Genomic DNA, 11,138 nt, shown 5'->3' with positions numbered 1-11,138 from the left:
CCTGGCACGCACTCTCGCCGCACCGGGCGAAAGCCCAAGTACGTCCAGTACGCGGGCTTCCGCCCGGCACGCCGAGAGCACGCACCAGACGCCGCCAGGCCGCCCTTCGGGCGACGACGCCACTTTGACGACAGGCCCTAGGGGGCGGTCCACTTCTGGTTGGGGGTTCCGCCGCAGGTCCAGATCTGGAGGCGGGTGCCGTTGGCGGGGTTGTTGCCCGTGACGTCGAGGCACTTGTTCGCCTGTGGGTTGACGATGTCGCGGGCGGCGGGGAGGGCCCAGCGTTGGGCGGGGGTGCCGTTGCAGTCGTAGAGCTGGACGGGGGCGCCGTCGGCGGTGGAGCCGCCGGTCACGTCGAGGCATTTGCCGAGGGCGCGCAGGGTGCCGTCGGCGGCGACGGTCCATTGCTGCGCGGGGGTGCCGTTGCAGTCGTGGAGTTGGACGGGGGTGCCGTTGGCGGGGTTGGCGCCCGCCACGTCGACGCACTTGCCGGCGAGGCCGGTGACGGGGCCGGTGCGGCCGGTTCCGCTGTCGGAGGTGGTGACGCGGACGTGGTCGACGACGAGTTGTCGCGGGAAGGTGGTGCCGGCGTCGGGGTCGCCGGGCCAGTAGCCGCCGACGGCGAGGTTGAGGATCAGGAAGAAGGGCTTGTTGAAGGCCCAGGCGCGGCCGCCGAGGTCGGCGGGGGTACGGCGCTGGTAGACGGTGCCGTCGACGGACCAGGTGACGGAGTCGGGGGCCCAGTCGACGGCGAAGGTGTGGAAGGCGTCGGCGAAGGCCTGGCCGCCGGGGAGGGTGTAGGCGGCGCCGATGCCGCCGGAGCCGGAGTAGCCGGGGCCGTGGAGGGTGCCGTGGACGGTGGAGGGTTCGAAGCCGACGTTCTCCATGACGTCGATCTCGCCGGAGGCGGGCCAGCCGACCTGGCCGATGTCGTCGCCGAGCATCCAGAAGGCGGGCCACATGCCTTGGCCGCGCGGGACCTTGAGCCGGGCTTCGACGTGTCCGTACGTCTGGGTGAAGCGGCCGGCGGTGTTGAGGCGGGCCGAGGTGTACTCGCAGCGTCCGTACCAGCAGGAGTGGTTGGCGGGGTTCTCGCGGCGGGCGGTGATGACGAGGTGGCCTTGGCCGTCGAGGGCGGCGTTGGCGTTGCCGGCGGTGTAGTACTGCCGTTCGTGGTTGTTGACGTTGTCGCCGGTCTCGGTCTGCCATTTGGCCGGGTCGGGGGCGGTTCCGGCGGGGCCGTCGAAGGTGTCGGAGAATCCGGCGGCCGCGGCGGTGACCGCGGCGGTTGCGGCGGACGCGGGTGCGGACATGGGTGCGGGTGCGGACACGGGTGCGGGTGCGGGGGCTTCGCCGGCGGCGGTGGAGGGGGCGGTGACGGCGCTCCAGCACAGGAGGGCGAGGGCGCATGACGCGGTGGCGCGCAGGGATGTGGCGCGTGGGGGCACGGGATCACTTCACTTCTCGTGGGGGCGGTGGGGGGGAGAGGAAGGTCATGCGCATGACAAGACCTCCCACGGAGGGGCGTGGGACGGCCGTGCGCTGCTTAGTTCAAGTCTTGATTGAAGTCGCGCGGGTCCTGGTGCGTCAAGACGCGCGCGCCGACCCGGCGGTGCGTCGGTCACCGGATCGCAACCTGGCGGGGGTGTTGCACATTGTTACCCGTGGGTCAGAATCTACGCGCGTTGTTCACGCCTCAAAGGGGAGATGGCATGGCGTTCGACCGTAGGACTTTCATCGGCAGCACGGCGGCGACGGGTGCGGCCGTGGCGTTGGCGGGGGCCACGAGCTCCCCGGCCGCCGCCGCCCAGCAGGAGTCGAAGGGGGCCGGTCCGCGGACCTACTCCTTCACGGTGATGGGTACGACCGACCTGCACGGAAACGTTTTCAACTGGGACTACTTCACGGACAAGGAGTTCGACGACAAGGCGCACAACGACGTCGGTCTGGCGAAGATCTCGACGCTGGTGAACCGGGTGCGGGCGCAGAAGGGTCGGCGCAACACGCTGCTGATCGACGCCGGTGACACGATCCAGGGCACCCAGCTTTCGTACTACTACGCGAAGGTCGACCCGATCACGGCGCGTCGCGGTCCGGTGCACCCGATGGCTCAGGCGATGAACGCGATCGGCTACGACGCGGCGGCGCTGGGCAACCACGAGTTCAACTACGGGATCCCGGTGCTGCGCAAGTTCGAGGAGCAGTGCGACTTCCCGTTGTTGGGGGCGAACGCGCTGGACGCGAAGACGCTGCGGCCGGCGTTCCCGCCGTACAGCATCCACCGGTTGCGGACCCCCTGTGGGCGGGACGTGAAGGTGGCGGTGCTGGGGCTGACGAACCCGGGCATCGCGATCTGGGACAAGGCCAACGTGCAGGGGAAGATGACGTTCCCGGGGCTGGAGGAGCAGGCGGCGAAGTACGTGCCGAAGCTGCGGTCGATGGGCGCGGACGTGGTGATCGTGTCGGCGCACTCGGGTTCGAGCGGTACGTCCAGTTACGGGGACCAGTTGCCGCACATCGAGAACGCGGCGGGTCTGGTGGCCGAGCAGGTGCCCGGGATCGACGCGATCCTGGTGGGTCACGCGCACACGGAGATCCCGGAGTACCGGGTGAAGAACAAGGCGACCGGCAAGGACGTGGTGCTGTCGGAGCCGTTGAAGTGGGGTCAGCGGCTGACGCTGTTCGACTTCGAGCTGACGTGGGCGAAGGGCTGCTGGTCGGTGGCGAAGGTGTCGGCGCAGGTGCTGAACTCGAACGAGGTGGCGGAGGACCCGAAGATCGTCCGGCTGCTGTCGGACGAGCACCGCAAGGTCGTCGGTTACGTGAACCAGGTGATCGGGACGTCGACGCAGGCGATGTCCTCGGCGGACGGCCCGGTCAAGGACGTGCCGATCATCGACCTGATCAACCACGTGCAGGCGGAGACGGTGAAGGCCGCGCTGGTGGGCGGCGAGTGGGCGGCGCTGCCGGTGCTGTCGCAGGCCTCGTGCTTCTCGCGGACGGCGGCGATCCCGGCCGGGCAGGTCACGATCAAGGACGCGGCGGGGCTGTACCCGTTCGAGAACACGCTGGAGGCGCGGCTGCTGACGGGCGCGCAGGTGAAGGACTACCTGGAGTACTCGGCGCGGTACTACGTGCGGACGGCTCCGGGGGCGCCGGTGGATCCGGCGAAGCTGACGAACTCGGAGAGCATCCCGGACTACAACTACGACGCGGTGTACGGGCTGACGTACGACGTGGACATCGCGCAGCCCGTGGGGTCGCGGATCACGGGGTTGTCCTTCCAGGGGAAGGCGGTGGATCCGGCGGCCCGGTTCGTGCTGGCGGTGAACAACTACCGGGCCTCGGGTGGCGGCAACTTCCCGCACGTCCCGCAGGCCAGGCAGTTGTGGGCCAACTCGGACGAGATCCGCAACGTGATCATCCAGTGGGTGAAGGCGAAGGGGACGGTGGATCCGGCGCAGTTCGCCTCGGTGGACTGGCGGCTGACGCGGGCCGGGGTGCCGGTCTTCTAGTCGGGGGTCCGTGAGGTCCGGGCCCTGTCGTCGACGGGCCTACGGGTGTTCGACCAGTGGGAGCAGTTCGCCCGCGGGATGGGGGCGGGTGTGCTCCCGCTGGTCGAGGCCGAAGGTGGTGAAGGCGGTGCGGGCGGGCTGGGGGTAGGGGTTCTTGCCGGTGAGGGTGTTGAGGATGCCGGCGCTGCGCCAGGCGGCGAGGCCGAGGTCGGGGGCTCCGACGCCGTGGGTGTGGCGTTCGCCGTTCTGGACGAAGACGCTGCCGGTGACGGCGGGGTCGAGGATCATGCGGTGGTGTTCGTCGATGCGGGGGCGGCCGGAGGAGTCCTTGCGCAGGTAGGGGTCGAGTCCTGCGAGGAGGCTGGTGAGGGGCCGTTCGCGGTAGCCGGTGGCGAGGACGACGGCGTCGGTGGTGAGGCGGGAGCGGACGCCTTGTTGGGTGTGTTCGAGGTGGAGTTCCACTTTGGTGGTCGCTACTCGGCCGGCGGTGCGGACGCTGACTCCGGGGGTGAGGACGGCGTCGGGCCAGCCTCCGTGGAGGGTGCGTCGGTAGAGCTCTTCGTGGATGGCGGCGATGGTGGCGGCGTCGATGCCCTTGTGGAGTTGCCATTGGGCGGGGACGAGCCGGTCGCGGACCGGTTCGGGGAGGGCGTGGAAGTAGCGGGTGTAGTCGGGGGTGAAGTGTTCCAGGCCGAGCTTGGAGTACTCCATGGGGGCGAAGGCGTCGGTGCGGGCGAGCCAGGTGAGGCCTTCACGGCCGGCGGGGCGGGCGCGGAGCAGGTCGAGGAAGACCTCGGCGCCGGACTGCCCGGAGCCGATGACGGTGACGTGTGCGGCGGCCAGGACGCGTTCGCGGTTGTCGAGGTACTCGGACGAGTGGATGACGGGGACGGTGGGGGCCTCGGCGAGGGGGCGCAGGGGTTCGGGTACGTAGGGGGCGGTGCCGATGCCGAGGACGAGGTTGCGGGTGTGGGCGCGGCCGAGGGCCTCGGCTTCGCCGTCGGTGTCGAGTTGGGTGAAGTCGACTTCGAAGAGGTCGCGTTGGGGGTTCCAGCGGACGGCGTCGACCTGGTGGCCGAAGTGGAGTCCGGGGAGGCGTTCGGCGACCCAGCGGCAGTAGGCGTCGTATTCGGAGCGCTGGATGTGGAGTTGCTCGGCGAAGTAGAAGGGGAAGAGCCGTTCCTTGTGCCTGAGGTGGTTGAGGAAGCTCCAGGGGCTGGCGGGGTCGACGAGGGTGACGAGGTCGGCGAGGAAGGGGACTTGGAGGGTGGCGCCGTCGATGAGGAGGCCGGGGTGCCAGCGGAAGTCCCTGCGCTGGTCGTAGAAGGCGGTGGCGAGTTCGCCGACGCCTTGTCTGGGGAGGCCGTCGGCGAGTGCGGCGAGGGACAGGTTGAAGGGACCGATGCCGATTCCGACGAGGTCGTGGGGGGTGTCGAGGTGCGCGGTCATCGGTGGGTGCTGCCTTCCAGGAGGGTGACGAGGGTGTCCAGGTCCCCCGCCGTGGTGTGGGGGTTGAGCAGGGTGGCCTTGAGCCAGAGGCGGCCGTCGGCGGTGGCGCGGCCGAGTACGGCGGTGCCGTCGAGGAGGAGGGTGCGGCGCAGGCCCGCGAGCTGCACGTCGTCCATGGGGGTGGGGCGGAAGAGGACGGTGCTGATGGTGGGGTGGGCGTGGAGTTCGAAGCCGGGGTGTGCTTCGAGGAGTTCGGCGAGGTGGTGGGCGGCGGCGCAGGTCCGGTCGATGAGGTCGGCGAGGCCGTCGCGGCCGAGGGAGCGCAGGGTGACGGCGATCTTGAGGATGTCGGGGCGGCGGGTGGTGCGCAGGGAGCGGCCGAGGAGGTCGGGCAGGCCGGCTTCGGTGTCGTCGGTGGCGTTGAGGTAGTCGGCCTGGTGGTCGAGGGGGGCCAGCAGGCGGCTGTCGGGGACGGCGAGGAGGCCTGCGGCGACGGGCTGCCAGCCGAGTTTGTGCAGGTCGAGGGTGATGGACTGGGCGCGGGAGAGCCCGGTGAGTTTGTGGCGGTGGTGGGGGCTCAGCCGTAGGAGGCCGCCGTACGCGGCGTCGACGTGGAGGTCGGCGCCGTGCTGTCGGCAGAGGTCGGCGAGGGGTTCCAGGGGGTCGATGAGTCCCGCGTCGGTGGTGCCGGCGGTGGCGGTGACGAGGACGGGGCCGTCGGCGCGGCCGAGGGCTTCGGCGAGGCGGGCGGGGTCGAGGACGCCGGCGGGGGTGGGGACGGTGACGGTGGGGGGCAGGCCGAGGAGCCAGGCGGAGCGGGGGACGGAGTGGTGGGCGCCCGCTCCGTGGATGACGGTGAGGCGGGGGCCGTGGCGTTCGCGGGCGAGGAGCAGGGCGAGTTGGTTGGCTTCGGTGCCGCCGGTGGTGACGAGGGCGTCGGGGTGGGGGGTGTCGTAGTACTCGGCGGCGAGGGCGCGGGTGAGGAGCGCTTCGAGGGTGGAGGCGGCGGGGGCCTGGTCCCAGGAGTCCATGGAGGGGTTGAGGGCCGCGGCGGCGAGGTCGGCGGCGACCGCGACGGCGAGGGGCGGGCAGTGCAGGTGGGCGGCGCAGAGCGGGTCGGCGGGGTCGGCGGCGCCCGCGGCGAGGGTGTGGACGAGGGTGCGCAGGGCTTCGTGGTCGCCGGCGCCGCGGGTGGGGAGTACGTCGCCCAGTGCGGCGGTGACGCGGGCGGTGACGGCGGCGGGGCCGCCGGCGGGGAGGGGGCCGGCGCGTTCGGTGGCGCCGTCGTGCAGGGCGTCGAGGACGGTGTCGAGGAGGGGCCGCAGGGCGTCGGCGCCGCCGAGGCCTCCGGCGAGCGGGGGCGGCGGTGGCGGGGTGCCGGGCGGCGGGGTCATCCGGTGTCCTTAGCGCAGGCGGGCGGGAACGGCCTGGTCGTTCCCGCCCAGCACAACGATCAGACCCGAATGGGGTAACCGCCGGGGTTTGTCCGCCCGTCCGGTCTCGGCCGGGTGTTCGGTCCGGCCCGCCCCGGGACGTTCCCGTGTGCGGGCCGGTGGCCGGTGGTCAGCCGTTGCCGCGGATGCGCAGGGCGCGGGCGAGGTCGTCGAGCTGGTCGACGAGTTGGCGGCGCAGCAGCGGGATGATGTCGGTGTCGTCCAGGCAGGCGCGGCCGGCGCGGAGGTTGGCCTCGTCGACGGCGTGCGAGGGGAAGGCCCATCGGCCGGCGGCCTGTCCGATGGCGGGTCCGCGGCGGGCGCCGAGGGCGACGGCCTCGGGGTAGTAGCGCGGGACGTAGTCCTGTACGAGTTCGGCCTGTTCGGGCTGCCAGAAGCCGGAGGCGGTGGCCTTGAAGAGGTAATTGGACAGGGAGTCGTCGTGGAACATGCGTTGCCAGGCGGCGGCCTTGGCCTCGGGGGTGGGGAGCGCGGCGCGGCAGCGGGCGGCGCCTTCTTCCCCAGTGGCGCTGGGGTCGTCGGCGAGGGCGGTGTCGATGTCGGCTTCGGTGACGGCGCCGAGGACGGCGAGTCGGGCGAGGATGCGCCAGCGCAGTTCGGGGTCGAGTTCGGGTCCGCCGGGGACGGTGCCGTCGGCGAGCCAGCCGGCGAGGGTGTCGGGCTGGGTGGCGCTGTCGATGTGGACGCGGACGGCGGCGAGGCGCAGGCCGGGGTCGGAGCCGTCCTCGGTGCGGCGCATCAGGGCGCGGGCGATGGTGGTGAGGGTGTTGAGGGCGGCGGTGCGGCGGCCGGGGGCGACGTAGTGGGCGGCGACGCGGTTGCGGGCGAAGCCGAGGACGCCCTGGACGATCGCGAGGTCGTTCTCCTCGGGGAGGTGGGCGTGCGCGGTCTCCAGGTAGGACTCGGGTTCCAGTTCGCCGTCGCGGACCATGTCGCGCAGGGAGTTCCAGACGACGGCGCGGGTGAGCGGGCCGGGGATGCGGGACAGGCCGCGCAGGGCGGTTTCCTCGGAGACGGCGTCGAAGCGGATCTTGACGTATCCGAGGTCCTGGTCGTTGAGGAGGATCAGGTCGGGTCGCCGGCCGCTCGCGGAGACAACTTCGGTGCTGGGGACGTCCAGGTCGAGGTGTTCGCGCAGTTCCAGGTCGCCGGTGGGGTCGCGGTCGTAGAGGCCGACGGCGAGGTGGTGGGGGCGGCTGCCGTGGTGGTCGACGGTGAGGGTCCAGCCGGCGTCGCCGTCCTCGACGCGCGGGGTGAGGGTGTCGACGCCGGTGGTGCGCAGCCAGGTGTCGGCCCAGGTGTGGACGTCGCGTTCGGTGTGGGCGGCGAGGGAGTCCACGAAGTCGGCGAGGGAGGCGTTGGCGAACTTGTGGCGCGCGAAGTGGGTGTTGATGCCGGCGAGGAAGTCCTTCTCGCCGAGCCAGGCGACGAGTTGGCGCAGGGCCGAGGCGCCCTTGGCGTAGGAGATGCCGTCGAAGTTGAGGAGGGCGGAGGCGGTGTCGGGGACGTCCTCGGGGGCGGGGGCGACGGGGTGGGTGGAGGGGCGTTGGTCGGCTTCGTAGCCCCAGGGCTTGCGCTCCATGCCGAACTCGGTCCAGGTCTGGGTGTAGCCGGTGGCTTCGACGAGGGTCTGGTAGCCCATGTACTCGGCGAAGGACTCGTTGAGCCAGATGTCGTCGAACCAGCGGAGGGTGACGAGGTCGCCGAACCACATGTGGGCCATCTCGTGGGCGATGACCATGGCGCGGCCCTGGCGTTCGGTGTCGGTGACGGCCGAGCGGAAGATGAACTCGTCGCGGAAGGTGACCAGGCCGGGGTTCTCCATGGCGCCGGCGTTGAACTCGGGGACGAACGCCTGGTCGTAGGAGTCGAACGGGTAGGGCTCGGCGAACTTCTCGTGGTAGCGGTCGAAGCAGGCGGTGGTGACGGAGAGGATCTCGTCGGCGTCGGCGTCGAGGTGGGGTGCGAGGGACTGCCGGCAGTGGAGGGCGAAGGGCAGGCCGGCGTGGTCGGTGCGGACGGTGTGCCAGGGGCCGCCGGCGATCGCGGCGAGGTAGGTGGAGATCGCGGGGGTGGGGGCGGAGGTCCAGGTGCCGGCGCCGTCCTCGGGCCGGTCGGCGCCGCGGGTGGTGATCCCGTTGGCGAGGACGGTCCAGTGGGAGGGGGCGGTGACGGTGAAGGCGAAGACGGCCTTCAGGTCGGGTTGGTCGAAGGCGGCGAAGACCCGCTGGACGTCGTCCAGGAACATCTGGGAGTAGACGTACGTCTCGCCGTCCGCGGGGTCGGTGAAGCGGTGCAGGCCCTCGCCGGTGCGGGAGTAGTTCATGCGGGCGTCGACGCGCAGCTCGTGGGGGCCGGGGGTGAGCCCGGTGAGCGGCAGGCGGTTGTCGGTGAGGCCGGCGGGGTCGAGGGGCCGGCCGTCGAGCTCGACGGAGCGCAGTTCGTCCGGTTTCAGCTCGACGAAGGTGTCACCGGTGGCGCGGGCCGTGAACCGGATGACGGTGGTGGAGGTGAAGGTCTCGTCACCGGTGGTGAGGTCGAGGGTGACGTCGTAGTGGTGGACGTCGAGGAGCCGGGCTCGGAGCTGCGCTTCGTTGCGCGTCAATGCGGACATGGGGCCCATGCTGCCTGATGGGTCGGGCGGGCCCCCAGGGGCCTATTCCTCGCCGGCTGCGATCGTCTCGTGGTGGCGGATGACCTCGGCGATGATGAAGTTGAGGAGTTTCTCCGCGAAGGCCGGGTCGAGTTTGGCGTTCTCGGCGAGCTGGCGCAGGCGGGCGATCTGGCTGGCCTCGCGGCCGGGGTCGGCGGGGGGCAGTTGGTGGCGGGCCTTGAGGTGGCCGACCTGCTGGGTGCACTTGAAGCGCTCGGCGAGCATGTGGACCACGGCCGCGTCGATGTTGTCGATGCTGTCGCGCAGGCGGGACAGTTCGGCGGTGACGTTCTCGTGGGCCTCGTCGGTGTCGCTGTGGTTCATGGTTCCCGAGAATACGTGGCGGACGCGACGGGTTCCTCGGCACCTCGGCCGGTGAGACGGCCGGCGGGGTCGGGGCGGGTCCCGGCGGGCACGGCGGGGGCCGAAAGGGCCGGCCTACGGTGCCTGGAGGGGCAGGGTGGCGGTGACGAGCCAGCCGCCCGTCGGGGCGGGGCCTGCGGTGAGGGAGCCGCCGAGGGCCTCGGCGCGTTCGGTCATGCCGGCGAGGCCGTAGCCGCCGCCCCGGGCGTTCTCGGAGAGTCGGGCGGGCCGGCCGCCGTCGTCCTCGACGCGTACTTCGAGGCCGGCGGGGACGGTGCGCAGGGCGATGTGGACGGCGGTGGCCGTCGCCGCGTGTTTGCCGATGTTGGTGAGGGCTTCGAGGACGATGCGGTGCGCGGTGGCGGCGACGTCCGCGGGCAGCCGGGCCTCCAGGCCTTCCTCGACGCGGAGGGTGACGGGCGGGCCGGTGACGGCGAAGCGTTCGGTGAGGGCGCGCAGGTCGGCGAGGCCGGCGACGGGGGTGGTTCCGGCGGCGGTGTCTCCTCCGGCGGCGGCCTCGTCCTCGCGGAGGATCTTGACGAGGCGGCGCATGGAGCCGAGGGCCTCGTCGCCGGCGGTCTCGATGCGGCCGAGGATCTCGGCGGCGCGGTCGGCGGTGACTCCGGTGAAGCGGGCGGCGCGGGCCTCGACGACGATGCCGGTGACGTGGTGGGCGACGAGGTCGTGGAGTTCGCGGGCGAGTTCCAGGCGTTCGGCGGTGCGGACGGCGCGGAGTTCGCGGACGCGTTGGACGGACTGGAGGCGCAGGAGCAGGGAGTACGCGCCGACGACGACGGCGAGGACGGAGAAGAGCAGGGTGAACCGGCCGGGGTCGGTGTCGCGCACGGGTACGGCCATGCAGCCGAGGCCGAGGAGGGGGCCGAGGACGGCGGCGGTGCGGGCGGGGGCGCGGAGCAGGACCTGGGAGAGCAGGACGAGCAGGGCGATGGCCTCGCCGGCGCCCCAGACGACGAGGGGGTGGTTGCCGAAGATCAGCAGGAGGGTGACGGTCCAGGTGGTGGCGGCGGCGAACCAGGCGCGGGCGAGCAGGGGGATGCGGGGCCAGGGCGCGGCGCTGAGGCAGACGAGGATCCCGGACACCCACACGGCGGCGTGCGGGGCGCTGGGCTGACGGGCCAGGACGATGCCCTCGAAGGTGACGAGGCCGAGCAGGACCACCGCGAGCGCGACGGGGAGCAGCCGGGCGGCGCGGGGGTGGCGGCGGGTCCAGGAGGCGAGGGGACTCATCGCGGCGGACGCGACCGGTCGGGCCCGGGCCGGGGGGCGGTTCCCCGTCCGGAGGCGGGGGCGGTACGGGGGCCGGTCCGGGTGGCGGGGCCGGTACGGGAGGCGGGGGCGGTACGGAGGCCGGTCCGGGAGGCGGGGCCGGTACGGGAGGCGGGGCCGGTACGGAGGCCGGTCCGGGAGGCGGGGCCGGTACGGGAGGCGGGGGCGGTGCGGGCGACGGCGGCGGGGCGGGGGCGCGGCCGGGCCGCGCCCCCGGACGGAGCCCGGCGGGGGCGGCTCGCACCGGACCGGCAGGCCGGGGGCGACATGGCTCGGGGGCCCGGGGTCACGCCGCGCCGAGGGCCGGGGCGGGGCCCGGGGCTCACGCCGGGCCGACAGGCCGGGGGCACCACGGCCCGGCGGCCGGGGCTCACGCCGCGCCGGGGGCCCGGTCGGGGCCCGGGCCGGCGGCCAGGG

Annotated in this window: 7 protein-coding genes; 1 reads left to right on the top strand and 6 read right to left on the bottom strand. The window is 72.7% G+C overall.

What is annotated here, in order from left to right; translation table 11 throughout:
- Positions 1 to 137 precede the first annotated feature (137 nt).
- Positions 138 to 1,313, bottom strand: a complete 1,176-nt coding sequence (locus ACFYW3_RS37745; protein ID WP_389388845.1) for a ricin-type beta-trefoil lectin domain protein — start codon at positions 1,311 to 1,313, stop codon at positions 138 to 140.
- 399 nt (positions 1,314 to 1,712) lie between these two features.
- On the opposite strand from ACFYW3_RS37745, the gene ACFYW3_RS37740 reads away from it, so the two are divergent.
- Complete coding sequence (locus ACFYW3_RS37740; protein ID WP_389388842.1) at positions 1,713 to 3,515, top strand: bifunctional metallophosphatase/5'-nucleotidase; 1,803 nt, start codon at positions 1,713 to 1,715, stop codon at positions 3,513 to 3,515.
- 39 nt (positions 3,516 to 3,554) lie between these two features.
- Here ACFYW3_RS37740 and ACFYW3_RS37735 read toward each other — a convergent pair whose 3' ends face one another.
- The 5 genes from ACFYW3_RS37735 to ACFYW3_RS37715 form a co-directional block, all read right to left on the bottom strand.
- On the bottom strand, positions 3,555 to 4,964 hold the full coding sequence (locus ACFYW3_RS37735; RefSeq protein WP_351757218.1) for a SidA/IucD/PvdA family monooxygenase: 1,410 nt from the start codon (positions 4,962 to 4,964) through the stop codon (positions 3,555 to 3,557).
- On the bottom strand, positions 4,961 to 6,358 hold the full coding sequence (locus ACFYW3_RS37730) for a pyridoxal phosphate-dependent decarboxylase family protein (RefSeq protein WP_389388841.1): 1,398 nt from the start codon (positions 6,356 to 6,358) through the stop codon (positions 4,961 to 4,963). Before ACFYW3_RS37730 ends, ACFYW3_RS37735 begins: the two co-directional genes overlap by 4 nt.
- Before the next feature lie 169 nt (positions 6,359 to 6,527).
- Positions 6,528 to 9,041 (bottom strand): aminopeptidase N, encoded by a 2,514-nt coding sequence (pepN, locus tag ACFYW3_RS37725; protein ID WP_389388840.1) that lies wholly within the window; start codon positions 9,039 to 9,041, stop codon positions 6,528 to 6,530.
- Between the two features lie 33 nt (positions 9,042 to 9,074).
- Positions 9,075 to 9,395, bottom strand: a complete 321-nt coding sequence (locus ACFYW3_RS37720; RefSeq protein WP_266946961.1) for a chorismate mutase — start codon at positions 9,393 to 9,395, stop codon at positions 9,075 to 9,077.
- A 114-nt stretch (positions 9,396 to 9,509) separates the two neighbouring features.
- The gene (locus tag ACFYW3_RS37715) at positions 9,510 to 10,682 is read right to left on the bottom strand and encodes a histidine kinase (RefSeq protein ID WP_351757209.1); all 1,173 of its coding nucleotides are present in this window, start codon (positions 10,680 to 10,682) and stop codon (positions 9,510 to 9,512) included.
- Positions 10,683 to 11,138: the final 456 nt, after the last annotated feature.

The organism is Streptomyces sp. NPDC002602, from assembly GCF_042889445.1.
GTDB lineage: Bacteria > Actinomycetota > Actinomycetes > Streptomycetales > Streptomycetaceae > Streptomyces.
This window is presented reverse-complemented; position numbering and strand designations above follow the sequence as displayed.

Coding starts and splice junctions, on each gene's coding strand:
- ACFYW3_RS37745 (WP_389388845.1), bottom strand. CDS start 1,313: ATGTCCGCACCCGCGTCCGCCGCAACCGCCGCGGTCACCGCCGCGGCC.
- ACFYW3_RS37740 (WP_389388842.1), top strand. CDS start 1,713: ATGGCGTTCGACCGTAGGACTTTCATCGGCAGCACGGCGGCGACGGGT.
- ACFYW3_RS37735 (WP_351757218.1), bottom strand. CDS start 4,964: ATGACCGCGCACCTCGACACCCCCCACGACCTCGTCGGAATCGGCATC.
- ACFYW3_RS37730 (WP_389388841.1), bottom strand. CDS start 6,358: ATGACCCCGCCGCCCGGCACCCCGCCACCGCCGCCCCCGCTCGCCGGA.
- pepN (WP_389388840.1), bottom strand. CDS start 9,041: ATGGGCCCCATGTCCGCATTGACGCGCAACGAAGCGCAGCTCCGAGCC.
- ACFYW3_RS37720 (WP_266946961.1), bottom strand. CDS start 9,395: ATGAACCACAGCGACACCGACGAGGCCCACGAGAACGTCACCGCCGAA.
- ACFYW3_RS37715 (WP_351757209.1), bottom strand. CDS start 10,682: ATGAGTCCCCTCGCCTCCTGGACCCGCCGCCACCCCCGCGCCGCCCGG.